Source organism: Limimaricola litoreus, from assembly GCF_024159025.1.
In the GTDB taxonomy this organism is placed as follows: domain Bacteria; phylum Pseudomonadota; class Alphaproteobacteria; order Rhodobacterales; family Rhodobacteraceae; genus Limimaricola; species Limimaricola litoreus.
Genome location: NZ_JAMYXC010000130.1, coordinates 1 through 24009, shown reverse-complemented (window position 1 = coordinate 24009; position 24009 = coordinate 1). Strand labels below are relative to the sequence as shown.

Sequence of the window (24009 nt, the reverse complement as noted above, 5' to 3'; positions counted from 1 at the left end):
GCCTGCACGATGCACATGGCTCGCAAGACGAAACACCCGTACAATAGTAGCTCTGTGAATTTGAAGGGGGTAATGGCGGAGACGAAGGGATTCGAACCCTCGAGACGGTTTCCCGCCTGCACCCTTAGCAGGGGTGTGCCTTCGACCACTCGGCCACGTCTCCGCCGGTGTGTCTATGCGGCGTGTGGGATGAAAACAAGGGTGAAATCGGCCATCTTGCAGAAAACTGCCACGCGTTTTCAGACCGCCTGCAGATGCTCGTCCATGAGCCGCGTCTCGCCCCGCCAGCGGTAGATGCAGGGGGCGTCGGGATAGTCGAGACAGGCCACGTTGCGCGCCTCGATGCAGGGCGCGCCGCGCATCTTGTAATGGCCGCACAGCACCGGCGGCGCATCGGCGGGGTAGAAGGACAGTTCCGGGTGTGCGGGCAGTGCCGTTCGCGGCAGCTCTTCGGGATCGGGGACCGAGAGGGCGGCGTCGCGCCAGCTCTTCGCTCCGTGCCGCCACCAGGCCAGCCGGACGCGGCGGCGCATGGCACCGTGGCTGTCGTGAAAGCCCATCCCCTCCGGCAGGCGCTGCTCCGGCCCCGTCACCAGCAGTTGCACCGCCTGGCCGAAACGAGTCGAGCGGGAGGCGATCTCGGGCAGGTCCGCCGCGCGCAGTCGCCCGTCGGGTCGCCGCGCGGCCACCGTCTCGATCGCGGGCGCGCTCCAGCAGGCGTGGACGAGACGTAGCCCACCCTCCTCGCGCCACAGCGGCAGGGTCAGGAACCATTCCGTCCAACCCAGCGCCTGCGGCGTCATGATCCCGAAATCGGCGACAAAGCTGCGATGCTGGGCGTGGTTGCGCGGGCTGTGGCGACGCAGCGCCGCGCCGTCGATGCCGAGGCGGTGAAACAGGATCGCGTTCAGCTCGTGATTGCCCATCACCGCGACGGCGCGCTTCGTCTCGACCAGATCGCGCACCCGTTCCAGCACGGCGCGGTCCGAGACCGCCGCCTGCCCCGGCAAGGCGTCGATGAAATCGCCCAGAAAGGCGATCCGCGCGCCGGGTTCGACCGCATCAAGGCTGCGTTCGAGCCGGTCGGGGTCGGCATGGATGTCGGGGATCGCGTCGATGGGCTGCATGAGCCCCGACCTAGCGGGATGGCGCTGCCGGACAAGCTGTCGCAGGCTGCCGCGCTTGTTCCGCGAGGGCATGAACATTACCTGAACTTCATGACAACGCACAGCCTCGAGCGCAAGCTCGCCATCCTCTCGGACGCCGCTCGATACGACGCCTCCTGCGCGTCGTCGGGCACGTCGAAACGCAACTCCAAGGACGGAAAGGGCCTCGGCTCGACCGAAGGCTCGGGCATCTGCCATGCCTATGCGCCGGACGGGCGCTGCATCAGCCTGCTCAAGATCCTGATGACGAACTTCTGCATCTTCGACTGCGCCTATTGCGTGAACCGGGTCTCCTCCAACGTGGAGCGCGCGCGGTTCTCGGTGGACGAGGTGGTGAAGCTGACGCTGGAGTTCTACCGGCGCAACTACATCGAGGGGCTGTTCCTGTCGTCTGGCATCATCCAGAGCCCGGACAAGACGATGGAGGACATGGTCCGCATCGCCAAAAAGCTGCGCGAGGAAGAGAACTTTCGCGGTTACATCCACCTCAAGACCATTCCCGAGGCGAGCCAGGAGCTGATCGAGCAGGCCGGGCTCTATGCCGACCGGGTCTCGATCAATGTCGAGATGCCGACCGATGCCAGCGTGACGCAATACGCGCCCGAGAAGAAGCCCGACACCATCCGCCGCGCCATGGCGGGGGTGCGGCTGCGCAAGGAGGCGTCGAAGGACCGCAGCCATACCGGCAAGCGACCCGCCCGCTTCGCGCCCGCCGGGCAATCGACGCAGATGATCATCGGCGCGGATGGGTCGAACGATGCGACGATCCTCGGCCAGTCGACGCGGCTCTATTCCTCCTACGGCTTGAAGCGCGTCTATTACTCGGCCTTTTCGCCCATTCCCGATGCCACTGCCAAGCTGCCGCTGATCAAGCCGCCGCTCCTGCGTGAGCATCGGCTCTACCAGGCCGATTGGCTGATGCGGTTCTACGGCTTCGACGCAAATGAGATCACCGCCGGGACGGACGGCAATCTCGATCTTTCGATCGACCCCAAGCTCGCCTGGGCCTTGCGCAATCGCCATGCCTTTCCGGTCGATCCGATGCGGGCCGACCGTGAAACGCTGCTGCGCGTGCCGGGCTTCGGCGAGCGCACGGTGCAGCGGATCATTGCGGCCCGGCGGCATCGGCGGCTGCGCTGGGACGATCTGGCGCGGATGGGGGCCAACATGAAGAATGCGCGCCCCTTCGTCAGCCTCGCGGACTGGACCCCCGGCGCGCTGCTCGACAGCCCCGATCTTGCCGCGCGCTTCGCGCCCAAGCCGGAACAGCTGTCGCTGTTCTGAGGTTTGGTGCCCATGCCCCATGTCGCCCTGCCTCACATCGGAACCGACACCGCCTGGCGCGACGCCGCGCGGGGGCTCGTGTCGCGCGGGGTGCCGCCCGCGGAGGTGACATGGAGCCGGGGCGTGGCGGAGGCCGATCTCTTCGCCACCCCGCCCGAGGAGATCGCGCCCGCGGCCAAGACGATTTCGGTGCCGCGCAGCTTCGTGGAGCTGGCCAATACCGTGGTCTGGCACAATGACCCCGAGCGCTTCGCCCGGCTCTACGCGATGCTGTGGCGGCTGGGCTCCGAAAAAGGGCTGATGGAGGATCGTGGCGATGCGGATCTGGCCAAGCTGCGCGCGATGGAAAAGGCGGTGCGTCGCGACAAGCACAAGATGACCGCCTTCGTGCGGTTTCGCGAGATCGGCGCGCCGGATGACGCGCGCCGCCGCTTTGCCGCGTGGTTCGAGCCCACGCATTACACGCTTGAGCCGACCGCGCCCTTCTTCGCGCGCCGCTTTGCCGACATGGACTGGATGATCGCGACGCCGGATCTCACGGCGGTGTTCGAGGATGGCGCGCTCGGCTTCGCCGAGGGCCAGCCCAAGCCCGACATCCCCGAGGACGCGACCGAAGAGCTTTGGGGCACCTATTTCCGCAACATCTTCAACCCCACCCGACTCAAGGTCGGGGCGATGATGTCGGAGATGCCCAAGAAATACTGGAAGAACCTGCCCGAGGCGCGGCATATCCCCGAGATGATCGCCAGCGCCGAGACCCGCGCCCGCGCCATGCAGGACGCCGCACCGACCCTGCCGCCCCCGCGCGCGGCCAAGATCACCGAGCGGCTCGCCGCTCCGAGCGTTCTGCGCCCGATGGCCGACGATCTCGATCAACTTCGTGCGCAAGAAAACGCCTGCACCCGCTGCCCGCTTTACGAAAACGCGACGCAGGCGGTGCCGGGTGAGGGGCCGCGCGATGCCGACCTCATGGTGGTGGGCGAGCAGCCGGGCGATCAGGAGGATCTTGCCGGGCGGCCCTTTGTCGGGCCCGCGGGGCAGATGTTCGACCGCATCGCGAAAGAGGCCGGGATCGACCGCTCCCGCGCCTTCGTCACCAATGCGGTGAAGCATTTCAAGTTCACGCCACGCGGCAAGCGGCGCATCCACCAGAACCCGAACACCTCGGAAATCAGGGCCTGCCGCTTCTGGGTGCAATCCGAGATCGAATTGATCAAACCCAAGCTAATCCTGTCGATGGGCGGCACCGCGGCCGAGAGCCTAACTGGCTCGCGCAAGGGCATCCTCGCGCGGCGTGGCACGATCGAGGCGACCGAAAACGGCGTGCCGGTGTTCCTGACGGTCCACCCTTCCTACCTGTTGCGCTTGCCAGATCCGGCGCTGCGCGAGGACGAGACCGAGAAATTCCGCGCCGATCTGAAATCCGCGCAGGCGCATCTCGAAGAGTTGCGCGCGCAGTAAACTTGCAACGCAAAACGCGTCGTATCGGTGATGCGGCGCGCTGTATCCGGAAGCCTGACCAGTGTGACCTCAGGTGTTGAACAGGAAATGCATCACGTCGCCGTCCTTGACAGTGTAGCCCTTGCCCTCGGCGCGCATCTTGCCCGCCTCCTTGGCAGCAGGCTCGCCGCCCAAGGCCACGAAATCATCATAGGCGATGGTCTCGGCGCGGATGAAGCCGCGCTCGAAATCGCCATGGATGACGCCCGCCGCCTGCGGAGCCAGCGTGCCCTGCCGGATCGTCCAGGCGCGCGCTTCCTTGGGGCCGACGGTGAAGTAGGTCTCGAGGTGCAAAAGCTCGTAGCCCGCGCGGATGAGCCGGTCGAGACCGGCCTCGTCGAGGCCCATCTCGGAGAGGAACATCTCGGCCTCGTCCGCGTCGAGCTGGCTGATCTCTTCCTCGATTTGGGCCGAGATCACGACATGGGCGTTGCCCTCGGCGGCGGCCATCTCGGCGACCTTGGCGGAGTGTTCGTTGCCCGAGGCGGCCGAGGCCTCTTCGACGTTGCAGACATAGAGCACCGGCTTGGCGGTGATCAGCTGCAGCATCTTCCACGCCTTGGCGTCATCGTCCGACACCTCGACCATGCGCGCGGGCTTGCCCTCCGACAGCATGGCGAGGGCGGCCTTCAGCAGGCGCTCCTGATCGACCGCCTCCTTGTCGCCGCCGCGCACCTTGCGGCCGATGTTCTGCAGCCGCTTTTCGACCGATTCCAGATCGGCGAGCATCAGCTCGGTCTCGATCACCTGCGCATCGGCCACCGGATCGACCCGACCATCGACATGGACCACGTCGCCATCCTCGAAGCAGCGCAGCACATGGGCGATGGCGTCCGTCTCGCGGATGTTGGCGAGAAACTGGTTGCCCAGGCCCTCGCCCTTGGACGCGCCCTTCACGAGACCCGCGATGTCCACGAAGGTCATCCGCGTGGGGATCACCTGCTTGGACTTGGCGATCTCGGCCAGCCTGTCGAGCCGCGGGTCCGGCACGGCGACGTCGCCGACGTTCGGCTCGATCGTGCAGAACGGGAAATTGGCGGCCTGGGCCGCGGCGGTGCGCGTCAGCGCGTTGAACAGGGTGGACTTGCCGACGTTCGGCAGCCCCACGATCCCCATGCGAAAGCCCATGTCACGCCTCCTAGCAGCACATCGCGGCGGTCCTATCCGCAGGCGCGCCCGCGCGCAAGCCAAGCTTGCCGGCGGGCCTTGGTGCGAAGGGGGCTCGCGTGCCATGCTCGGCCCATACAGCAAGGAGCCCGCGCGATGATCCCGATTCCCTATATCACCTTCCATGGCAACTGCGCCGATGCGCTGGCCGAATACGCCCGGATCTTCGACGCGGCCCCGGCCAATGTCATGACCTTTTCCGAAGCCCCCCAGGAGATGCGCGAGAGCATCCCCGAAGCCAGCCCGCAGGCGGTGATGCACGCCGCGCTCAAGATCGGCGAGGGCTGGATCTATGCCAGCGACGACATCATGGGCGGCAGCCCCGAGATGGCGGGCTGCTCGATCACCATCGACCTGCCCGACGTGACCCGCGCCCGCGCGGTGTTCGACGCGCTGGCCGAAAGTGGCCAGATCCACATGGAGTTCACCAAGACCTTCTGGTCCGAGGGCTTCGGCACGCTGACCGACCGCTTCGGCACGCGCTGGATGATCGGGGTCGAGGTGCCGATGCCGGAACAGGCCCCGGCCTGACGCCCCATTGATTTCCGCCCCCCTTTGGCCCAAACCGCGAGGGGATCGGGCCAGAGGGGACGGGCATGACACGGATCGACGACACTTTCGCGCGGCTGAAATCCGAAGGGCGCAAGGCCTTCGTGGCCTATGTCATGGCGGGCGACCCGGATTTCGAGACCTCCAAGGAGATCGTGCGCGGCCTGCCGGGTGCTGGCGTCGACATCATCGAGCTGGGCCTGCCCTTCACCGATCCCATGGCCGACGGCGCGACGATCCAACTCGCCGGCCAGCGGGCGCTGGCGCAGGGCATGACGCTCGACCGGACGCTGGAGATCGCGCGCGACCTGCGCAAGACCGACGACCAGACCCCGATCGTGATGATGGGCTATTACAACCCGATCCATTCGCGCGGCGTGCCCAAGTTCCTCGAACAGGCCAGGGAGGCCGGGATCGACGGGCTGATCGTGGTCGACCTGCCGCCCGAGGAGGATGCGGAGCTGTGTATCCCGGCCCAACAGGCGGGGCTGAACTTCATCCGCCTCGCCACGCCGACGACCGATGACGCGCGCCTGCCGAAGGTGCTGCAGAACACCTCCGGTTTCGTCTATTACGTCTCGATCACCGGCATCACCGGCGCTGCAGAGGCGCAGGCCGATGCCGTCGCCCCCGAAGTCGCGCGGATCAAGTCGCAGACCGATCTGCCGATCATCGTGGGCTTTGGCGTGAGAACGCCCGAGACCGCGAAATCCATCGCCGGGATTGCGGACGGCACGGTGGTCGGCTCGGCCATCGTCAGCCAGATCGCCGAGGGCAAACCGGTGAACGAGGTGCTGGCCTTCGTGAAATCGCTGGCCGACGGCGCGCATTCGGCCTGACCCCCGTTCATCTTTCCGAAAATACGCGAATCCAACAGCGCCCCTACGCGGGCGCTGTTTTCATTGCAGCGCAGGACAGTGGCTGGTAAATCATCCTTACCAATCGGGGGGAATGCCATGTCAATCGTCACCTGCATCGAGGATCTCAAACGGCTGCACAAGCGGCGCGCGCCGAAGATGTTCTTCGACTATGCCGAATCCGGCAGCTGGACCGAGCAGACCTTCCGCGAGAACACCACCGATTTCGAGCGGATCCGCCTGCGCCAGAAGGTGGCGGTGGACATGTCCGACCGCTCGACCGTAGGCCATATGCTCGGCGAAAAGGTCGCGATGCCCGTGGCGCTCGCCCCCGTCGGCATGACCGGCATGCAGAACGCCGATGGCGAGATCAAGGCCGCGCGCGCGGCCGAGAAGTTCGGCGTGCCCTTCACCCTTTCGACCATGTCGATCTGCTCGATCGAGGACGTGGCCGAGCACACCTCCGCCCCCTTCTGGTTCCAGCTCTACGTGATGCGCGACGAGGATTTCGTCGACCGGATCATCGAGCGGGCCAAGCGCGCGGGCTGCTCGGCGCTGGTGCTGACGCTCGACCTGCAGCTCTTGGGCCAGCGGCACAAGGACCTCAAGAACGGGCTGTCGGCCCCGCCCAAGCTCACCCCCACCACGATGCTGGACCTCTCGACCAAGTGGACATGGGGGCTGGAGATGCTGCGCACGAAGCGGCGCTTCTTCGGCAACATCGTCGGCCATGCCTCGGATGTCGAGGATACCGGATCGCTGATGAAATGGACGGCCGAGCAGTTCGACCTCAAGCTCGACTGGGAGAAGGTGCGCAAGATCGCCGCCAAATGGGACGGCAAGCTGATCCTCAAGGGGATTCTCGACGCCGATGACGCACGAAAGGCGGTCGAATGCGGCGCCGATGCCATCGTCGTGTCGAACCACGGCGGCCGGCAGCTCGACGGGGCGCTCAGCTCGATCCGCATCCTTCCCTCGATCGTGCGCGAGGTGAAGGGCGAGACGGAGATCTGGCTCGACAGCGGCATCCGCTCGGGCCAGGACGTGCTCAAGGCGCTGGCCTTGGGCGCGGACGGCACGATGATCGGCCGGGCCTGGCTCTATGGCCTCGGCGCCATGGGCGAAAAGGGCGTGACCACGGCGCTGGAGGTGATCCGCAAGGAGCTCGACCTCACCATGGCGCTGTGCGGGGAGCGCGACGTGGCCGATCTGGGCCCGCACAACCTTCTGGTGCCGCGCGACTTCGAGGGCGAATGGCAAGAGAGCGGCGCGCGCGCCTCGGACCGGGCGACATCGGTGCCCGCCTGACACCATGGGGGCGGCGTGTCCGCCCCTGCCCGCTCGACTAGATGAGGATTGGAGCGGGCGGCGGGAATCGAACCCGCACGTTCAGCTTGGAAGGCTGACAGGCTACCACTACATCACGCCCGCTTCGGGGGCCTTGATAGCGGCTCGCGCGGGGGGCTTCAAGACGGCTCAGGCGTCAATCGGCTCGATCAGTTCGGGGCCCTGCGCCCGGTTGGAGTTCACCTTGGGATCGACCCGGTGAAAGGCCAGCGGATCGGGGTTCGCGCGCATCAGCACCGCCGCCCCGTGCCCCGCCTCGCCAAGCCAGAGCGGCCAGTCGCCGGCTTCGAGGATCACCGGCATCCGGCTGTGAATGTCGCACATCGCGCCCGCGGCGGCGGTGGTGACGACGGCGCAGGTGGTGAAGCCCTCGCCGTCCCGCTCCCAATCCTGCCACAGCCCCGCGAAGGCCAGCGGCGCGCCGTCCTCGAGGTGGATGAACCACGGCAGCTTGTTGCCCTCATCGTCGACGGTCCATTCGTAGAAGCCCGAGGCCGGGATCAGGCAGCGCCGCTCGCGCACCGCCTGCTTGAAGGCGGGCTTCTCGGCCACCGTCTCGGCGCGGGCATTGATCAGCAGCGGCCCGCCATTGGGCGCCTTGTACCAATGCGGGATGAAGCCCCAGCGCATCGGGCGCAGGCGGCGGGTCCCCTCGTGGGAGGTGACCGTGTGCACCTGCACGGTCGGGCAGACGTTGTAGTTGGGCACCTCGGGCAGGTCGTTCGAGGGCTGCGCCTCGAAGATCTGCACCATGGCGTCATGGGGCAGCGTGATGGCCATGCGTCCGCACATGGGGGACTCCTGTGGTGGCTCCTGTCGCTCCAGCTTAAGCCATAGCATCCACGACACGATGGGCGATTGCCAGCCTGCCGGACGGCTTCGCGCTTCACTTGGCGCGGCGGGCCTGACAGAACCCATGCGAAACAGGACAAGATCGAGGCCCGCCCATGCATCGCCCCTCCATTGCAGCGCTCGCAGCGCTCGTGCTCGTCGCCGGTTGCGCCGCCTCCGGCAGCCGGACCATCGTCGACGGGGCCGGCCCGGACGAACTGCTGAAACTGCGGGCGGGGCCCGGTCTGGGATACAAGGTGATCCTCGGCCTGCCCGACGGCACGCGGCTGACGCGGCGCGACTGCGTGACCGAAGTCGGCCAGCTGTGGTGCCGCGTGGCACTCGCCGATGCGCCGGGCCTCGGCGGCTACGTCTCGGCGGATTACCTCTCCGATATCTGAGCCTGCCGCGTCGCCACGAAAAAGGGCGCGCGCCGGTTCCCTCGGCGCGCGCCCTCACCAGCCCCGAGGGGGCCTTACTTCATCGTGATGCGGCCATCGGTATAGGGCTCGTAATCGCCCTGCGCGGCCATGTATTCGGCGGTGACATCGGCGAGGTCAGGGCCGAAATCATAGGCGTTCTCGGCATCGACGAACATCTTGTAGCCGTCGCCGCCGTTGCGGACGTAGTTGTTCGACACGGCGCCATAGGTGGCCTCGGGGTCGAGCGGCTCACCACCCACCATCACGTCGGAGATCCGGCTGCCCGGCTCGGCCGCCGCATCGACCGCGAAGGTCATGCCCGCCACCTGCGGAAAGCGGCCGCCGCCCTCCTCGATCTGGCTCACGCCGTTCTCCAGCGCCTCCAGAAGCGTGGCACCCGAGATCTGGAAGGTCGAGAGCGTGTTCTGGAACGGCAGCACGGTGAGCACCTCGCCCATCGTCACCTCGCCCTCGTCGATGCTGGCGCGCAGGCCGCCCGAATTGGCGATGGCGACCTGAATGCCCTGATCGGCGACGCGCTCGAGCATGGCGTCGGCCACGAGGTTGCCCATCTCGCATTCCTGCGCGCGGCAGACATCGCGGTTGCCCTCGATCGGCGCGGTCGAGCTGGCGACGACGCGGTTGCGGATCTCGTCGAGCGGCTTGGCGAGCTCCGCCACCCGGTCCACGGCCGTCTGATCCTCGACCACCTGCCCGTCGATCAGCACCGGCTCGCCCGAGGCTTGCGTGATCACGCCCTCGTCGTCGAAGGTCACGTTCAGCTCGCCCAGGAACTTGCCATAGGCATAGGCCTGCACGATGGCGGTGTCGCCGACCATCACCGGATAGACGTCGACCGCGTCCTCCTGCTCGTTCGACAGAAGCGTGTTGGAATGCCCGCCCACGATCACGTCGACGCCGGTGGTCGCCTCGGCCACGCGCTTGTCGGTCTCGAAGCCCGAGTGGCTGAGCACGACGATCTTGTTCACGCCCTCTTCGGTGAGCCGGTCGACCTCGGCCTGCACGGCTTCGGAGGGGTCGGTGAAGATCACGTTGGGGCCGGGGCTCGCCAGCTCGTCGGTGTCCTGCGGGGTCAGGCCGATGAGGCCGATCTTCTCGCCGCCGCGCTCGATCACGGTGCTCTTCTGGATCGCATCGGCGAGCTTTTCCTCGCCCGAGACATCGGCGTTCGACATCAGCACCGGGAAATCGACATTGTCGATGAAGGCGCGCAGCACTTCGGGGCCGTCGTCGAACTCGTGGTTGCCCACGGTCATCGCGTCATAGCCGAGCTGGTTCATGAACTCGGCCGTCATCTCGCCCTTGTAGTAGGTGTAGAACAGCGTGCCCTGGAACTGGTCACCGCCATCGACGAGCAGCAGGTTGTCGCCCGCCCGCGCGCGGGCCTCGTTCACCGCGGTGACGAGACGCGCGACGCCGCCGAAGCAGTCGCCGGCCTCGTTGTCCTCGGTCGAGCAGGTCGAGTCGTATTTCGAGATCGGCTCGTAGCGATCGTGGAAGTCGTTGGTGTGCAGAAGGGTCAGGCTGTACTCCGCCTGCGCGGCGCCGGCCAAGAGGGCGAGCGCGGCGGTGGTGCCGAAGAGTCCGAGTTTCATTGTGGCGTCCCTGTCGGTTTCGTTATGGCTCAGAGCCTGCGCCAAGCGCGGCGCACCTGTCAAAGCCGCTCTTGTCCTGCCCTAGCGGCATGACGGCTCGATGACAGCGATGCTTGACGTCGCGGCGGGGCGCGGCCATGACGCGGTCATGCTGATCTATAAGATATTCCGCGCGCCCGAATGGGCCGAGCTGGAGCTGGCGGGCGAGACCCGCGGCGCCCCCGTCGACCTGGCCGATGGCTTCATCCATTTCTCGACCGCCGAGCAGGCGCGCGAGACGGCCGCCAAGCATTTCGCGGGCGAGGACGGGCTGCTCCTCGCCGCGATCGACACCGAAGCGCTGGGCGGTGATCTCAAATGGGAGCCCGCGCGCGGCGGGCAGCTTTTCCCGCATCTTCACAGGCCGCTGAAGCGCGAAGAGGTGCTGTGGACGACAAAGCTGCCGCTTGCGGGCGGGCGGCACGAGTTTCCGAAGGACATGACATGAGCGCGCTCGAAAAGCTGGGCCTTGCCGCGCTGCACCGGATCGACCCCGAGACCGGGCACGGGCTGGCGCTCAGGGCGCTGAAGGCGGGGCTCGGCCCCAAGGGTGGGCCGGTGACGAGCGCGCGGCTCGCCAGCCGCGTCGCCGGGCTCGATCTGCCCAACCCGGTCGGGCTGGCGGCGGGGTTCGACAAGAACGCCGTGGCGCTCGACGCGCTGGCGAAGACCGGCTTCGGCTTCGTCGAGGTCGGCGCCGCGACGCCGCGCCCGCAGGAGGGCAACCCGCGCCCGCGGCTGTGGCGGCTCAAGGCCGACCGCGCCGCGATCAACCGCTTCGGCTTCAACAACGACGGGATGGAGCCGATCGCCGCGCGGCTGGCGCATCGCCCCACCGGCATCCTCGGCCTCAACCTCGGGGCCAACAAGGACAGCGCCGACCGCGCGGCGGATTTCGCCACCGTGCTGACCCGCTGCGGCCCGCATCTCGACTTCGCCACCGTCAACGTCTCTTCGCCCAACACCGAACGCCTGCGCGATCTGCAGGGGCGCGCCGCACTTGCCGCGCTGCTCGCGGGCGTGATGGAGGCCAATGCCGGGCTGGCCCGTCCCCTGCCCGTGTTTCTCAAGATCGCGCCAGACCTGTCGGAGGCCGAGATCGAGGACGTGGCACGCGTGGCCGAGGAGACGGGCGTCTCGGCCATCGTGGCGACCAACACCACGCTGTCGCGCGAAGGGCTCACCGACAGGCAGAAGGACAACATGGGCGGGTTGTCGGGCCAGCCGCTGTTCGAGCGATCGACGCGGGTGCTGGCGCGGCTGTCGTCGCTCACCGCGCTGCCGCTGATCGGCGTGGGCGGGGTGGGCTCGGCCGAGCAGGCCTATGCCAAGATCCGCGCAGGCGCCTCCGCCGTGCAACTCTACACCGCGCTGGTCTATGGCGGCGTCAGCCTCGCGGGCGAGATCGCGCGCGGTTTGGACCGGCTTCTGGAGCGCGACGGTTTCGCCAATGTGGCGCAGGCGGTGGGCACGGGCCGGGTCGACTGGCTCTAGGCCGTCGCGCGCTCCAGCGCCGGGTAGCGCGCGCCGAGCGTCGCGCCCCGCGCCACGTAGCTCACCAGCATCGCGGCCCAGAGCCCGTGATTGCCGAAGGCGGCCGTGAGCGGGATCGCCGCGGCGAAGTAGATTACCGCCGCGAGCAGCATCATGTTGCGCATGTCGCGGCTGCGGGTCGCGCCGATAAAGATCCCGTCGAGCATCCACGGGATCAGCCCGAAGATCGGCGTCGCCACCATCCACGGCAGGTAATCGCGCGCCGCCGCGCGGACCTCCGGCGCGGTGGTCATCAGGTCGATCACCATGGGCCCGAAGACCCAAAAGCCCAGCGCCAGCGCGAGGCTCACCACGCCGCCATGGATCGAGGGCAGGATCGCCGCGCGCCTGAGCCGGGGCGCGGCGCGCGCGCCCATTGCCTGCCCCACCAGCGCCTCGGCGGCAAAGGCGAAGCCGTCGAGCGCGAAGGCGGTGATGTTGAGGAACTGCAGCAGCACCTGATTGGCCGCGAGCGGCACGTCGCCGAAGCCCGCGCCCCAGAACAGGAAGCTGATGACGATGGATTGCAAGAGCACCGAGCGGATCAGGATGTCGGTGTTCACCGCCGCCATGTGCCTAAGCCGCGCAGGATCGAAGATCCGCGCCCGGTCGCGCCAGCCGGGGGTGGCGAAGGCGTCGCGGCACAGCCAGAGCCCGAGCGCCAGGCCCGACCACTCGGCGAGGAAGGTGGCGACGGCGACGCCGGGCACGCCCCAGCCGAGGCCGAGGACGAACCACAGATCGAGCGCGATGTTCGCGCCGTTCATCCACAGCTGCAGGACCAGCACCGCGCCGGTGCGCTCCTGCGCGATGAGCCAGCCCGTCAGCCCGTAGATCGCGATGGCGGCGGGGGCCGACCAGATCCGGATGGCAAGATAGTCGCGGGCCAGCGTCTCGACCTCCGCGCTGGCCGGGGCCACGGTGAAGGCGGCGGCGAAGATCGGCCATTGCAACGCGATCAGCGCGGCACCCGCGGCAAAGGCGATCATCAGCGCGCGACTGAGCAGCGCCGAGACCTCGGCCCCGTCCCCGCGCCCCAGCGCCTGCGCAGCGAGGCCGGTGGTGCCCATGCGCAAGAAGCCGAAGATCCAGTAGATGCCCGAGATGATCACCGCGCCGATGCCCACCGCACCGATCGGGGCCGCGGCCCCGAGGTGCCCCACGACGCCGGTATCGACCGCGCCGAGGATCGGCACGGTGGCGTTCGACAGAACGATCGGCAGCGCGATCTTCAGCACGCGCCGATGGGTCAGCGGCGCGGCGGTCTCAGCCATCGCGCCCCGGCATCAGAAAATGCCCCGTTGCCTGCGCGAAGAGCCGCGAGCGGTTGTCCTGCCAGGCCTCGACATGAACGCTCGCATAGCGCCGGCCCGATCGGTTGATCCGGGCGCGGGCATAGGCGTCGCGCGGCAGGCCCGAGCGCAGGTAATCGACGGTGATGTCGATGGTGCGCGGCCAGTTGGGCCGGGCCTCGGCCTCGGCCTGCGCCTCGGGCGTGCCCGCCTCTATGAGGCCCCACATCCGGCTCCAGGCCAGCTCGACGATGGCGGTGGTTTCCAGAAACGCCGCCGTGGCCCCGCCGTGCAGCGCCGGCAGCATCGGGTTGCCGATCAGCCGGTCGGCATAGGGCAGCACCGCGGTCAGCTCGTCTCCGTGCCGCTCGAAGCGGATGCCCAGAAAGGCGATGTAGGGCACGCCGCCCACCAGCCGCTCCAATGCCGCGTCGCGCCGCGTCTTGATGACCTGCACCGGTTCGGGGCGTTGACGGCTCATGGCTTGTCCTTCGGGGTTTCGACCGTGAAGGCGCCGGTGGCGGTCGCCACGGGGCGCGCCTCGTCCTCGTCGCAGGCCACGGCGCGCACGAAGGCGACCGAGCGGGTGACGTGCCAGCATTCGGCCTTGGCGGTGATGGTCTGTCCGGGCGTGGCGGGGCGCATGTAGTCGATCCGCAGGTCGAGCGTCGCGGTGCTGGCAGGGGCCGAGGGGTGCGACATCACCGCCGCCCCCGCGCAGGTGTCCATCAACGCCGAGACGGCGCCGCCATGGATCACCCCTGTCTCGGGATCGCCGACCAGCTGCGCGGCCCAGGGCATGCGGATCGCCGCGTGCCCGTCGCCCAGCGCGGTCAGCTGCATCGCCAGCGCCTGCGCATGCGGCAGCGCGTCGATGAACTGCTGCGCGCGGGCCAGTTCGGAGGAGGAATTCTCTGTCATGAGGACAACTTCGCGATCCTCGTGATCCCCGCAAGCGCAAACTTGAACCAAGGGGGCGGAAGCCGTGTTGTCGTCACGGGGCCCCGCTCCTAATGTCTGCCCGAAGGAGCCCGAGACATGTCCGATACCCCCATGACTTTCAAAGAAATGTGCGAGCGTTTCGAGGTGACCCCTCGCACCTTGCGCTATTACGAATACATCGAGCTGCTGGCCCCCGAAAAACAGGGGCGCGCGCGGTTCTATGGCAAACGCGAGGTGGCGCGGATGACGCTGATCCTGCGCGGGCGCCGGTTCGGCTTCAGCCTGGAGGAGATTCGCCAGTTCCTGATCCTCTACGAGACCGAGGGCACGCAGGCGCAGATGGATGCCTGGGTGGAGATGGCGCAACGGCAGATCGAGGTGCTCGAGGCGCAGCGCAAGGACCTCGAGGAGACCATCGCGGATCTGCGCAAGCTGCGCGACGAATCCATTGCATCCTCAAAGTGATCCCTGCCCGAGACGACAACCCAAGCGGGCACGGCCATTTTTGACCAAGAGAACAAAATTTCTCGGCAAGAGGCGGATTTTTCTTGACCTTTCGTCATGCCGCTGCTGACGTCGCGTCATGTTTACGTTCGCGTCACCTTTGCTTGTAAGGTCCATTCAGAACCCGCAGGTGAATCGTCTGACCGGACACCAAGGGTTTAAGAAAAAAATGACCGACCAGACCATGACCATCCGCCAGATGTGCGACAGCTTCGACGTGACGCCGCGCACATTACGCTTCTACGAGGCAAAGGAGCTTCTGTTTCCCATTCGAGAAGGCACCAAGCGGCTCTTCACCCGGCGTGACCGGGCCCGGCTCAAGCTGATCCTGCGCGGCAAGCGCTTCGGCTTTTCGCTCGAGGAGATCCGCCAGCTGCTCGACCTCTACGAGACCGACGACCAGCAGGAGGTGCAGCTTGCGCGCACCTTCGAGGTGGCCGAACGGCATCTCAAGGAGATGCAGGAGCAGCGCGCCGCCCTCGACGAGGCGATCCGGGAGCTCGAGACGCAGATGAACTGGGGCGCAGAGCGGCTGAACCAGCTGCGCGCACGGGCAGCGGCGGCCTGACCGCCCTCTCCCTCATCTGGTCGAGATGAAACTGCGCGGTCCGGGGGGAGGAGCCCGGGCCGCGCGCATCGGACCAGACCGGGCCCCGCATGGCCCGCCGGAGGAGAGACAGGGAATGCCAAGCTACACCGCACCGATCCGCGACATCCAGTTCGTGCTTCATGAGCTGCTGCGCGTCTCCGAACAGGAGACGCCGGGTTACGCCGATCTCGATGCCGATTTCACCGCCGCGATCCTCGAAGAGGCGGGCAAGCTCTCCTCCGCCGTGCTGGCACCGCTGAACCTGTCTGGTGACCGCGAAGGCTGCCACCTCGAGAACGGCGTGGTCCGCACGCCCAAGGGCTTCAAGGCGGCGTTCGATCAGATCCGCGACGGCGGCTGGACCGCCATCGACGTCGCCGAGGAGTTCGGCGGACAGGGCCTGCCCTACCTCATGCACACCGCCGCCAACGAGCCGATGGTCTCGGCCAACATGGCGCTCAACATGTATCAGGGCCTGACCCACGGCGCCTATACCGCGATCAACATCCACGGCACCGTCGACCAGAAGGCCCGCTGGCTGCCGAAGCTCGGCTCTTGCGAATGGACCGGCACGATGAACCTGACCGAGCCGCATTGCGGCACGGATCTCGGCCTGATGCGCACCAAGGCGGTGCCGCAGGAGGACGGGACTTATAGGATCTCGGGCCAGAAGATCTTCATCTCGGCCGGCGAGCACGACATGGCCGAGAACATCGTCCACCTCGTGCTGGCCAAGATCCCCGGCGGCCCCGAGGGCATCAAGGGTGTGTCGCTCTTCGTGGTGCCGAAGGTCCTCGTGAACGAGGACGGCACGCTCGGCGCACGCAACGGCGTTGCCTGCGGCGCGCTCGAAGAGAAGATGGGCATCCACGGCAACGCCACCTGCGTCATGAATTACGACGAGGCCGAGGGCTACCTGCTGGGCGAGGCGCACAAGGGCATGCGCGCGATGTTCACCATGATGAACGAGGCGCGGCTGGGCGTCGGCCTGCAGGGCTGGGCTCAGTCCGAGGCCGCCTATCAGAACGCGCTCGCCTATGCCAAGGACCGGCTGCAGGGCCGCGCCGTGACCGGTGCGAAGAACCCCAGCGGCCCCGCCGATCCGCTGATCGTGCATCCCGACATCCGCCGCAGCCTGATGGACCAGAAAAGCTTCAACGAGGCGGCGCGCGCCTTCACCTACTGGGGCGCGATGCTGATCGACCGCAGCCACAGGACCGGCGACGCGCAGGCCGAGGCGATGATCTCCCTGCTCACCCCGATCATCAAGGGCTTCCTGACCGACAAGGGCTTCGAGATGTGCGTGCAGGCGCAGCAGGTCTTCGGCGGGCATGGCTACATCGAGGAATGGGGCATGTCGCAATTCGTGCGCGATGCCCGGATCGCGATGATCTACGAGGGCGCCAACGGCGTGCAGGCGCTCGACCTCGTCGGCCGCAAGCTCGCGGCGCAGGGCGGCAAGCCGATGATGACGCTGATCGAGGAGATCAAGGTCTTCTGCAAGGAGAACGCCAAGGATGCCGAATTCGCGCGCGATTTCGTCGATCCGCTGAAAGCGGCGTCGAAGGACATGCAGCAGGCGGCGATGTTCTTCATGCAAAGCGGCATGAAGAACCCCGAGGCCGCGCTCTCGGGCAGCACCGACTTCATGCATCTGATGGGACATGTCTGCCTGGGCTGGACCTGGGCCAAGATGGCCCGCGCGGCTCAGGCCGGGCTCGATGCTGGCACCGGAGACCGCGCCTTCTACGAGACCAAGATCGCCACCGGGCGCTACTACATGGCGCGCCAGCTTCCGGCGACGAAGATGCATCTCGCTCGGATCGAGAGCGGCGCCGCCCCGGTGATGGCGCTGGACGCCGACGCTTTCTGATGGACGCGCGGTTCGTCCGGGGCGAGGCTCGCCCCGGACGGACCCGGAGGACGAGATGCCAAAGCGCCTGAGACTGACCCGCAGATTTCCCGTCGCGATGAGCGAGGACGGCTATCGTCGCCTGAAGCGCTTCGCGCGCGAGGCCGGACTCGATGAGGGCGAGGCGCTCTCCTTCCTGTTCGAGAACTTCGACAGCGTGCTCGACGAGGAGACCTTCGGCCACAGGCTGAGGCTGTTCAATTCGGAGCTGGAGGCGCGCAAGCGGTGAGGCCTGCGCGGGAGGGCAGATGGAGGACTTGCGTATTTTTAGAAAGATGAACGGGCCGGCGTTCCCCCCGCCGCGCATGGCATCCGATCGAAGAGGCGGGCGCCGCGGGGTTCATCTTCCACGGCCATCGGCTCGCCAGCCTGTACCGCGACTGCGAGCCTGCCGGCAGGATGTTGACGATGGGTTAAGGACGCCTCTTCCCTTTCATCTTTCTTCAAATACGCAAAGGCCCGGCTCTGGCGGGGCGCCACGATCCAAGGAGACGAGATGATCCGACTGCATTGCTTCGGCGAAAGCGGCAACGCCTACAAGGCGGCCCTGCCGATGACCCTCGCCGGGCTCGACTGGGAGCCGGTGAAGGTCGATTTCTTCGCGGGCGCGGCCCGTTCGGACGAATTTCGCGCCCTCAACGAGATGGGCGAGGTGCCGGTGCTCGAAACCGACGATGGCCTCCGGCTCAGCCAGTCCGGCGCGATCCAGGACTGGATCAGCGAACGCACCGGCAAGTTCGGCGGCACCACCCCCGATGAGCGCCGTGAGGTGCTGCGCTGGGTGCTGTGGGACAACCACAAGCTTTCGGGACAGGCGGGGGGCTTGCGCTTCCTGATGAACTTCCTGCCGCCTGAAAAGCGGCCCGAGCAGGTGATCGCCTGGCTCAAGGGCCGCCTCGCGCCGACCTATGCCACGCTCGACCGTGCGCTCGCTTCGCGCGACTGGCTGGTGGGCGACGGGCCGACCAACGCCGATTTCTCCTGTTGCGGCTATCTCTACTACCCCGAACCCTTCGGCTTCGACCGCGCCGAGCACCCCAATATCGACCGCTGGCTCGACCGCATCGCGGCCCTGCCCGGCTGGAAACATCCCTACGACCTGATGCCCGGCTCGCCCAAGGACCGGGAAGGAGCAACGACATGACCGACGCCTTCATCTACGACGCGATCCGCACGCCGCGCGGCAAGGGCCGCAAGGACGGCGCGCTGCACGAGGTTTCGAGCCTGAAGCTTTCGGCAGGCGTGCTCGACGCGCTGGCGGAGCGCAACGGCATCGAGGGACACGTGCTCGAGGACGTGATCTGGGGCAATGCCACGCAAGTGGGCGAACAGGGCGGCTGCCTCGCCCGCTCCGCCGTTCTGGCCTCCTCGCTCGACGAGCGCATCCCGGGCCTGTCGATCAACCGCTTTTGCGCCAGCGGCATGGAGGCGGTGAACCTCGCCGCCAACCAGGTGCGCGCGGGCGCGGGCCGCGCTTATATCGCAGGCGGCGTGGAGGCGATGAGCCGCGTGCCCATGGGTTCGGACGGCGCGGCGATCGCGGTCGACCCCTCGCTCGCGATGAAGAGCTATTTCGTGCCGCAAGGCATCTCGGCCGACATCATCGCGACCCAGTACGGCTTTTCGCGCGACGATGTCGACGCCTTCGCCGTCGAGAGCCAGCGCCGCGCCAAGGCGGCCTGGGATGCGGGGCATTTCGACCGCTCCGTGGTGCCGGTGCGTGACATCAACGGGCTGACCATTCTCGACCGCGACGAATACATGCGGCCCCAGACCGACATGCAGGCGCTGGGATCGCTCGAGCCGTCCTTCAAGGCGATGGGCGAGGTCATGCCCGGCTTCGACAAGGTCGCGCTGATGAAATACCCGCATCTGGAGCGGATCCGCCACGTGCACCACGCGGGCAACTCGAGCGGAATCGTCGACGGCGCCGCCGGCATTCTGATCGGCGATGCGGAATTCGGAAAGGCGCATGGGCTCAAGCCGCGCGCACGCATCCGCGCCACAGCCAAGATCGGCACCGATCCGACCATCATGCTCACCGGCCCGGTGCCGGTGACCGAGAAGATCCTCGCCGACAGCGGCATGGCGATCTCGGACATTGACCTGTTCGAGGTCAACGAGGCCTTCTCGGCGATCCCGCTGCGCTTCATGCAGGCCTTCGACATCGACCCCGCCGTGCTCAACCCCAATGGCGGCGCCATCGCCATGGGCCATCCGCTCGGCGCCACCGGCGCGATCATCCTCGGCATCCTGCTCGACGAGCTGGAGCGTACGGGACAATCCACCGGTCTCGCCACGCTCTGCGTCGCCTCCGGCATGGGTGCGGCGACGATCATCGAACGGGTCTGAATGATGACGCAATGCACCCCTCTCTTCCGAGGCGCCGGGAGCCGCCGCGTGGACATCGCCTCCGCGCGGATTAGTGTCCTGTACGTTGCGAAACCCAACGCCCGGGAGGATCGACAGCATGTCCTGCCTCATGTCGGAATTCATCGAACGCCACGGCAGGCTGTTCCGCGAGGGGCGGATCGAGGAGATGCTCGACGACTGCGAATATCCCCTGCCCGTGCAGGGGATGGACGGGATACGGGTCCTCGCCACGCGCGAGAATTACCGCGACTGGCTGCTGGGCTGGCAGGCCGATCTCGGCACCCGGCGCCTGCGCGAGGACGTGATGCGCATCCATACGCTGGAGCTGCCGCGAAAGGGCCGGTTTCGGGTCTGGATCGAGCGCAGCTTCGGATGCGAGGGGCACGAGCGCGTCGACCTCTCGATCATCTACTACTGTCGCTTCGACACGCCGCGCCCGGTGATCGAGATGATCGAGTTTGGCGCGCCGCCCCGGACGGACGACTGACGCGGCCCGCGGGCCGCCCCCAACCCACATATCCTGCCAACAGGAGGTCGACATGACCGATTTCACCATCGCGCGCGATGCCGACGGCGTTGCCGTCATCACCTGGGACGTGCCCGACCGCTCCATGAACGTCATGTCGATGCAGGGCTTCGAGGAGCTCGAGGCGCTGTTCGACGAGGCGCTGGCCGACGACACCGTCAAGGGCATCGTCATCACCTCCGGCAAGAAGGATTTCGCCGGCGGCATGGATCTCGGCGTGATCGCCGGGATGAAGCAGGCGGGCGGCGACGAGCCCGCCCGGGCCGTGTTCGAGGGCGTGATGCGCATGCATGGCGTGCTGCGCAAGATCGAGCGCGCCGGCCTGGACCCCAAGACCAACAAGGGCGGCAAGCCCGTCGCCGCGGCCCTGCCCGGCACGGCGCTGGGCATCGGGCTGGAGATCCCGCTCGCCTGCCACCGCATTTTCGCCGCCGACAACCCGAAGGCCAAGATCGGCCTGCCCGAGATCATGGTCGGCATCTTTCCGGGCGCCGGCGGCACCACGCGGCTGGCGCGCAAGCTCGGCGCGATGGGCGCCTCGCCGCTGCTGCTCGAAGGCAAGCTGAACGACCCGAAGAAGGCCAAGGCGCTCGGCGTGATCGACGAGGTGGTGGACGACCCGCTCGCCGCCGCCAAGGCCTGGGTGCTTGGGGCCAAGGACGCCGATATCGTGAAGCCCTGGGATGCCAAGGGCTACAAGATGCCCGGCGGCGCGCCCTATCACCCGGCGGGCTTCATGACCTTCGTCGGTGCCTCCGCCATGGTTCATGGCAAGACGCAGGGCGTCTATCCGGCGGCCAAGGCGCTCCTCTCGGCGGTCTACGAGGGCGCGCTGGTGCCCTTCGACACCGCGCTCAAGATCGAGGCGCGCTGGTTCACCAAGGTGCTGATGGACCCCTCCTCCACCGCGATGATCCGCTCGCTCTTTCTCAACAAGGAAGCGCTGGAAAAGGGCGCGAACCGCCCCGAGGCCCCGGACCAGAGCGTGAAGAAGGTCGGCATCCTCGGCGCGGGCATGATGGGTGCAGGCATCGCCTATGTCTCGGCCAATGCGGGTATCGAGGTGGTGCTGATCGACCGCGAGCAGGCCGCCGCCGACAAGGGCAAGTCCCACGCCGAGGCGCTGCTCGACAAGGGCATCAAGCGCAAGAAGGTCACCCCCGAGAAGAAGGAGGAGGTGCTGGCCCGCATCACCGCCACCACCGAGATCGAGGCGCTGAAGGGCTGCGACCTGATCGTCGAGGCGGTGTTCGAGGATGTCGGCGTCAAGGCCGAGATGACCAAGCGTGTCGAGGCCGTGATCGGCGAGGACTGCATCTTCGCCACCAACACCTCGACCCTGCCGATCACCGAGCTCGCCAAGGCCAGCGCGCGCCCCGATCAGTTCATCGGCATCCACTTCTTCTCGCCCGTCGACAAGATGATGCTGGTCGAGATCATCAAGGGCGCGAAGACCGGCGATCGCGCGGTGGCCAAGGCGCTCGACTTCACCCGGCAGATCCGCAAGACGCCAATCGTCGTCAACGACGCGCGCTTCTTCTACGCCAACCGCTGCATCATCCCCTACATCAACGAGGGCATCCGCATGGTGGCCGAGGGCGTCGAGCCCGCGCTGATCGAGAATGCGGCGCGGCTCGTCGGCATGCCGCTGGGGCCCCTGCAGCTCGTCGACGAGACCTCGATCGATCTCGGCGTGAAGATCGCCAAGGCGACCAAATCCGCGATGGGCGATGCCTATCCGGACGAGGCGGTGGACGAGGTGCTGTTCTGGATGGCCGACCAGGGCCGGATGGGCCGCAAGTCGAACTCCGGCTTCTACGCCTATGACGAGAAGGGCCAGCGCACCGGGCTGTGGGAGGGGCTTACGGAGCGCTTCGCGGTGGCCGGGGAGCAGCCCGACCTCGTCGAGGTGCAGCAGCGGCTCCTGTTCGCGCAGGTGCTCGAAGCGGTGCGCGCCTTCGAGGACGGGGTGCTGACCGACATCCGCGAGGGCGACGTGGCGGCGATCCTCGGCTGGGGCTTCGCGCCGTGGTCGGGCGGGCCCTTCTCCTGGCTCGACATGATCGGCGCGGGCTTTGCCGCCGAGCGCTGCGACGCGCTGTCTGAGCAGCACGGGCCGCGCTTCGCCTGCCCCGATCTGCTGCGCGAGATGGCCGCGCAGGGCGCGGGCTTCTATGACCGTTTCGGCGACGGCCGCGCCGCCAAAGCCGCCTGAACCACAAGCCTGTGGCGGCCCTCGCGCCGCCACACGCGCCCCCTGTTCCTCGGCCACACCCATGGCTATGCTCATCCAAACGGCAGTCCGGGACGTCGGGCCCGCGAAAGGAACGATGACCGCACTCAAGGAATTCGCCCGGCTGGAAACGGATGGCATCTGGTTCTGCGAACCGGGGGCGGAGCCGCGCGCGGTGACCATCTCCTTTGGCGAGGCGACGCTGGTGCTCTCCGACGACAGCGGCCTTCCGGTCACCCATTGGTCCCTGCCCGCGCTGCACCGGCTCAACCCCGGCGTGCGCCCTGCGCTCTATGCCCCCGACGCCGAGGCGAGCGAGACGCTGGAGATCGAGGACGACACGATGATCGGCGCGCTGGAGCGGGTGAGCCGGGCCGTCGCCGCGCGCCAGCCCCGGCCCGGGCGGTTGCGGCAGGGGATGATCGCGGGCGGGCTTGTGCTCGGCCTCGGGCTTGCGCTGTTCTGGCTGCCCGGCGCGCTGATGCAGCAGACCCTGAGCGTGGTGCCGCCCGGCAAGCGCTCGGAGATCGGCGCGACGCTGCTCGGTATGATCCAGAAGACCACCGGTCCCAGCTGCCGCGACCCTCTGGGCAGCGAGGCGCTGGGCCGCATGCGCGACCGGCTTTTGGGCCGCGATGGCGGGCAGATCGTGGTGCTGCCCGAGGGGCTGGCCGGGCCGCTCTACCTGCCCGGCGGCATCCTCGTGCTGCCACAGGAGCTTGTCGAAAGCACCGAGGACCCCGCCGTCATCGCGGGCCATGTGCTGGCCACGCAGGCAAGCCGCATGGAACACGACCCGCTCGATGCGCTGCTGCGCGAGGCGGGCTTTGCCACCGTGCTCAAGCTTCTGACCACGGGCGACATCCCGACCGAAAAGCTGCAGGAGCGGGCCGAGCAGCTGATCTCGACGCCCGCGCCGCGCGCCGAGGATGATCTGCTGCTCGACGGTTTCGCGGCGGCCGGCGTACCGATCGGCCCCTGGGCCCGCGCCACCGACCCGCGCGGCGATGTTTCGGCGGTTCTCGTGGCCGCCGAACCCGCCGGTTCGGCGGGGCCGGTCATCTCCGATGGCGATTGGGTCAGCCTGCAGGGCATCTGCCGCGACTGACCCCGAAAGGCGGGATCCGGCGCCGGGACGCCGGACCGCAGGTCAGTTGCGCGCGAAGGCGTCGCTGTAGCCCGCCGCCCGCACCGTGGACAGCGCCCGCGCCAGCGGTGCGCCATCGGCATAGGGACCGGTCGCCACGATCTGCAGCCCGCCGCTCTGGCCGCGCGCGACCTGAAGCCCCATCGCCCTGAGCCGCGCCGCGGCGCGCTCGGCATTGGC

Annotated in this window: 25 protein-coding genes and 2 tRNA genes; 17 read left to right on the top strand and 10 right to left on the bottom strand. The window is 67.6% G+C overall.

The features are described from left to right. Positions 1-73: 73 nt before the first annotated feature. Together NHG85_RS09060 and NHG85_RS09055 are read right to left on the bottom strand one after the other, a co-directional pair. Positions 74-163: transfer RNA gene (locus NHG85_RS09060), tRNA-Ser, on the bottom strand. 76 nt (positions 164-239) lie between these two features. Beyond that, positions 240-1127, bottom strand: coding sequence for a metallophosphoesterase (locus NHG85_RS09055; RefSeq protein WP_253331637.1), 888 nt, complete (start codon positions 1125-1127; stop codon positions 240-242). Positions 1128-1217: 90 nt separating this feature from the next. On the opposite strand from NHG85_RS09055, the gene NHG85_RS09050 reads away from it, so the two are divergent. Next, positions 1218-2450, top strand: coding sequence for a putative DNA modification/repair radical SAM protein (locus NHG85_RS09050; RefSeq protein WP_253331635.1), 1233 nt, complete (start codon positions 1218-1220; stop codon positions 2448-2450). A 12-nt stretch (positions 2451-2462) separates the two neighbouring features. Further along, on the top strand, positions 2463-3911 hold the full coding sequence (locus tag NHG85_RS09045) for a UdgX family uracil-DNA binding protein (protein ID WP_253331633.1): 1449 nt from the start codon (positions 2463-2465) through the stop codon (positions 3909-3911). A gap of 69 nt (positions 3912-3980) precedes the next feature. Here NHG85_RS09045 and ychF read toward each other — a convergent pair whose 3' ends face one another. Continuing rightward, positions 3981-5078 (bottom strand): redox-regulated ATPase YchF, encoded by a 1098-nt coding sequence (ychF, locus tag NHG85_RS09040; RefSeq protein ID WP_253331632.1) that lies wholly within the window; start codon positions 5076-5078, stop codon positions 3981-3983. Positions 5079-5213: 135 nt separating this feature from the next. Here ychF and NHG85_RS09035 point away from each other — a divergent pair, with 135 nt between their 5' ends. The 3 genes from NHG85_RS09035 (at position 5214) to NHG85_RS09025 (ending at position 7831) form a co-directional block, all read left to right on the top strand. After that, positions 5214-5648, top strand: coding sequence for a VOC family protein (locus tag NHG85_RS09035; protein WP_253331630.1), 435 nt, complete (start codon positions 5214-5216; stop codon positions 5646-5648). Positions 5649-5713: 65 nt separating this feature from the next. Next, a complete protein-coding gene (trpA, locus tag NHG85_RS09030) occupies positions 5714-6505 on the top strand; it encodes a tryptophan synthase subunit alpha (protein WP_253331628.1) in 792 nt (263 codons plus the stop codon). 117 nt (positions 6506-6622) lie between these two features. Then, positions 6623-7831: an alpha-hydroxy acid oxidase gene (locus tag NHG85_RS09025; RefSeq protein ID WP_253331626.1), complete on the top strand. Its 1209-nt coding sequence runs from the start codon at positions 6623-6625 to the stop codon at positions 7829-7831. Between the two features lie 49 nt (positions 7832-7880). Here NHG85_RS09025 and NHG85_RS09020 read toward each other — a convergent pair. Continuing rightward, a tRNA-Gly gene (locus tag NHG85_RS09020) sits at positions 7881-7954 on the bottom strand. Positions 7955-7999: 45 nt separating this feature from the next. Next, on the bottom strand, positions 8000-8662 hold the full coding sequence (locus NHG85_RS09015) for an SOS response-associated peptidase (protein ID WP_253331624.1): 663 nt from the start codon (positions 8660-8662) through the stop codon (positions 8000-8002). A gap of 155 nt (positions 8663-8817) precedes the next feature. Between NHG85_RS09015 and NHG85_RS09010 the strand changes: the two genes are divergently transcribed. Further along, positions 8818-9102 (top strand): SH3 domain-containing protein, encoded by a 285-nt coding sequence (locus tag NHG85_RS09010; protein WP_253331622.1) that lies wholly within the window; start codon positions 8818-8820, stop codon positions 9100-9102. 74 nt (positions 9103-9176) lie between these two features. On the opposite strand, the gene NHG85_RS09005 is transcribed toward NHG85_RS09010, so the two are convergent. Then, on the bottom strand, positions 9177-10739 hold the full coding sequence (locus tag NHG85_RS09005) for a bifunctional metallophosphatase/5'-nucleotidase (RefSeq protein WP_253331621.1): 1563 nt from the start codon (positions 10737-10739) through the stop codon (positions 9177-9179). Positions 10740-10887: 148 nt separating this feature from the next. On the opposite strand from NHG85_RS09005, the gene NHG85_RS09000 reads away from it, so the two are divergent. Both NHG85_RS09000 and NHG85_RS08995 read left to right on the top strand, forming a co-directional pair. Then, positions 10888-11226, top strand: coding sequence for a DUF952 domain-containing protein (locus tag NHG85_RS09000; RefSeq protein ID WP_253331687.1), 339 nt, complete (start codon positions 10888-10890; stop codon positions 11224-11226). Then, on the top strand, positions 11223-12272 hold the full coding sequence (locus NHG85_RS08995; protein ID WP_253331620.1) for a quinone-dependent dihydroorotate dehydrogenase: 1050 nt from the start codon (positions 11223-11225) through the stop codon (positions 12270-12272). Before NHG85_RS09000 ends, NHG85_RS08995 begins: the two co-directional genes overlap by 4 nt. Here NHG85_RS08995 and NHG85_RS08990 read toward each other — a convergent pair. Genes NHG85_RS08990 through NHG85_RS08980 form a run of 3 tightly spaced genes read right to left on the bottom strand, consistent with a single transcriptional unit; the run spans position 12269 to position 14524 of the window. Further along, positions 12269-13585 carry an MATE family efflux transporter gene (locus NHG85_RS08990; RefSeq protein WP_253331619.1) on the bottom strand — a complete coding sequence of 439 codons (1317 nt, stop codon included), beginning with the start codon at positions 13583-13585 and terminating at the stop codon, positions 12269-12271. The two genes, NHG85_RS08995 and NHG85_RS08990, sit on opposite strands and share 4 nt — an antisense overlap. After that, positions 13578-14084 carry a PaaI family thioesterase gene (locus NHG85_RS08985; RefSeq protein WP_099278232.1) on the bottom strand — a complete coding sequence of 169 codons (507 nt, stop codon included), beginning with the start codon at positions 14082-14084 and terminating at the stop codon, positions 13578-13580. The genes NHG85_RS08990 and NHG85_RS08985 overlap by 8 nt, the downstream gene beginning before the upstream one ends. Beyond that, positions 14081-14524 carry a PaaI family thioesterase gene (locus NHG85_RS08980; protein ID WP_253331618.1) on the bottom strand — a complete coding sequence of 148 codons (444 nt, stop codon included), beginning with the start codon at positions 14522-14524 and terminating at the stop codon, positions 14081-14083. Before NHG85_RS08980 ends, NHG85_RS08985 begins: the two co-directional genes overlap by 4 nt. A gap of 117 nt (positions 14525-14641) precedes the next feature. Between NHG85_RS08980 and NHG85_RS08975 the strand changes: the two genes are divergently transcribed. From NHG85_RS08975 to NHG85_RS08935, 9 genes are all read left to right on the top strand, one after another. Continuing rightward, a complete protein-coding gene (locus NHG85_RS08975; RefSeq protein ID WP_253331617.1) occupies positions 14642-15010 on the top strand; it encodes a MerR family transcriptional regulator in 369 nt (122 codons plus the stop codon). Between the two features lie 208 nt (positions 15011-15218). After that, the gene (locus tag NHG85_RS08970; RefSeq protein WP_253331615.1) at positions 15219-15617 is read left to right on the top strand and encodes a MerR family transcriptional regulator; all 399 of its coding nucleotides are present in this window, start codon (positions 15219-15221) and stop codon (positions 15615-15617) included. Positions 15618-15732: 115 nt separating this feature from the next. Then, positions 15733-17511 (top strand): acyl-CoA dehydrogenase C-terminal domain-containing protein, encoded by a 1779-nt coding sequence (locus NHG85_RS08965; RefSeq protein WP_253331613.1) that lies wholly within the window; start codon positions 15733-15735, stop codon positions 17509-17511. 55 nt (positions 17512-17566) lie between these two features. After that, on the top strand, positions 17567-17779 hold the full coding sequence (locus tag NHG85_RS08960; protein WP_253331611.1) for a hypothetical protein: 213 nt from the start codon (positions 17567-17569) through the stop codon (positions 17777-17779). Positions 17780-18046: 267 nt separating this feature from the next. Continuing rightward, entirely contained in the window at positions 18047-18694 is a 648-nt protein-coding gene (locus NHG85_RS08955) for a glutathione S-transferase family protein (protein ID WP_253331609.1), read from the top strand. Then, a complete protein-coding gene (locus NHG85_RS08950) occupies positions 18691-19902 on the top strand; it encodes an acetyl-CoA C-acetyltransferase (RefSeq protein WP_253331607.1) in 1212 nt (403 codons plus the stop codon). The genes NHG85_RS08955 and NHG85_RS08950 overlap by 4 nt, the downstream gene beginning before the upstream one ends. 130 nt (positions 19903-20032) lie before the next feature. After that, positions 20033-20410: a hypothetical protein gene (locus tag NHG85_RS08945; protein WP_253331606.1), complete on the top strand. Its 378-nt coding sequence runs from the start codon at positions 20033-20035 to the stop codon at positions 20408-20410. Between the two features lie 52 nt (positions 20411-20462). After that, positions 20463-22664, top strand: a complete 2202-nt coding sequence (locus NHG85_RS08940; protein WP_253331605.1) for a 3-hydroxyacyl-CoA dehydrogenase NAD-binding domain-containing protein — start codon at positions 20463-20465, stop codon at positions 22662-22664. A gap of 115 nt (positions 22665-22779) precedes the next feature. Next, positions 22780-23790: a hypothetical protein gene (locus NHG85_RS08935; RefSeq protein WP_253331603.1), complete on the top strand. Its 1011-nt coding sequence runs from the start codon at positions 22780-22782 to the stop codon at positions 23788-23790. Between the two features lie 42 nt (positions 23791-23832). Here the strand turns inward: NHG85_RS08935 and NHG85_RS19845 are convergent. Next, the coding region (locus tag NHG85_RS19845) for an SPOR domain-containing protein (RefSeq protein WP_370363004.1) at positions 23833-24009 on the bottom strand (177 nt) is incomplete at its 5' end.

Excerpts from the sequence above, each read along its gene's own strand:
- NHG85_RS09055 (WP_253331637.1), bottom strand. The coding sequence starts at position 1,127 with ATGCAGCCCATCGACGCGATCCCCGACATCCATGCCGACCCCGACCGG.
- NHG85_RS09050 (WP_253331635.1), top strand. The coding sequence starts at position 1,218 with ATGACAACGCACAGCCTCGAGCGCAAGCTCGCCATCCTCTCGGACGCC.
- NHG85_RS09045 (WP_253331633.1), top strand. The coding sequence starts at position 2,463 with ATGCCCCATGTCGCCCTGCCTCACATCGGAACCGACACCGCCTGGCGC.
- ychF (WP_253331632.1), bottom strand. The coding sequence starts at position 5,078 with ATGGGCTTTCGCATGGGGATCGTGGGGCTGCCGAACGTCGGCAAGTCC.
- NHG85_RS09035 (WP_253331630.1), top strand. The coding sequence starts at position 5,214 with ATGATCCCGATTCCCTATATCACCTTCCATGGCAACTGCGCCGATGCG.
- trpA (WP_253331628.1), top strand. The coding sequence starts at position 5,714 with ATGACACGGATCGACGACACTTTCGCGCGGCTGAAATCCGAAGGGCGC.
- NHG85_RS09025 (WP_253331626.1), top strand. The coding sequence starts at position 6,623 with ATGTCAATCGTCACCTGCATCGAGGATCTCAAACGGCTGCACAAGCGG.
- NHG85_RS09015 (WP_253331624.1), bottom strand. The coding sequence starts at position 8,662 with ATGTGCGGACGCATGGCCATCACGCTGCCCCATGACGCCATGGTGCAG.
- NHG85_RS09010 (WP_253331622.1), top strand. The coding sequence starts at position 8,818 with ATGCATCGCCCCTCCATTGCAGCGCTCGCAGCGCTCGTGCTCGTCGCC.
- NHG85_RS09005 (WP_253331621.1), bottom strand. The coding sequence starts at position 10,739 with ATGAAACTCGGACTCTTCGGCACCACCGCCGCGCTCGCCCTCTTGGCC.
- NHG85_RS09000 (WP_253331687.1), top strand. The coding sequence starts at position 10,888 with ATGCTGATCTATAAGATATTCCGCGCGCCCGAATGGGCCGAGCTGGAG.
- NHG85_RS08995 (WP_253331620.1), top strand. The coding sequence starts at position 11,223 with ATGAGCGCGCTCGAAAAGCTGGGCCTTGCCGCGCTGCACCGGATCGAC.
- NHG85_RS08990 (WP_253331619.1), bottom strand. The coding sequence starts at position 13,585 with ATGGCTGAGACCGCCGCGCCGCTGACCCATCGGCGCGTGCTGAAGATC.
- NHG85_RS08985 (WP_099278232.1), bottom strand. The coding sequence starts at position 14,084 with ATGAGCCGTCAACGCCCCGAACCGGTGCAGGTCATCAAGACGCGGCGC.
- NHG85_RS08980 (WP_253331618.1), bottom strand. The coding sequence starts at position 14,524 with ATGACAGAGAATTCCTCCTCCGAACTGGCCCGCGCGCAGCAGTTCATC.
- NHG85_RS08975 (WP_253331617.1), top strand. The coding sequence starts at position 14,642 with ATGTCCGATACCCCCATGACTTTCAAAGAAATGTGCGAGCGTTTCGAG.
- NHG85_RS08970 (WP_253331615.1), top strand. The coding sequence starts at position 15,219 with ATGACCGACCAGACCATGACCATCCGCCAGATGTGCGACAGCTTCGAC.
- NHG85_RS08965 (WP_253331613.1), top strand. The coding sequence starts at position 15,733 with ATGCCAAGCTACACCGCACCGATCCGCGACATCCAGTTCGTGCTTCAT.
- NHG85_RS08960 (WP_253331611.1), top strand. The coding sequence starts at position 17,567 with ATGCCAAAGCGCCTGAGACTGACCCGCAGATTTCCCGTCGCGATGAGC.
- NHG85_RS08955 (WP_253331609.1), top strand. The coding sequence starts at position 18,047 with ATGATCCGACTGCATTGCTTCGGCGAAAGCGGCAACGCCTACAAGGCG.
- NHG85_RS08950 (WP_253331607.1), top strand. The coding sequence starts at position 18,691 with ATGACCGACGCCTTCATCTACGACGCGATCCGCACGCCGCGCGGCAAG.
- NHG85_RS08945 (WP_253331606.1), top strand. The coding sequence starts at position 20,033 with ATGTCGGAATTCATCGAACGCCACGGCAGGCTGTTCCGCGAGGGGCGG.
- NHG85_RS08940 (WP_253331605.1), top strand. The coding sequence starts at position 20,463 with ATGACCGATTTCACCATCGCGCGCGATGCCGACGGCGTTGCCGTCATC.
- NHG85_RS08935 (WP_253331603.1), top strand. The coding sequence starts at position 22,780 with ATGACCGCACTCAAGGAATTCGCCCGGCTGGAAACGGATGGCATCTGG.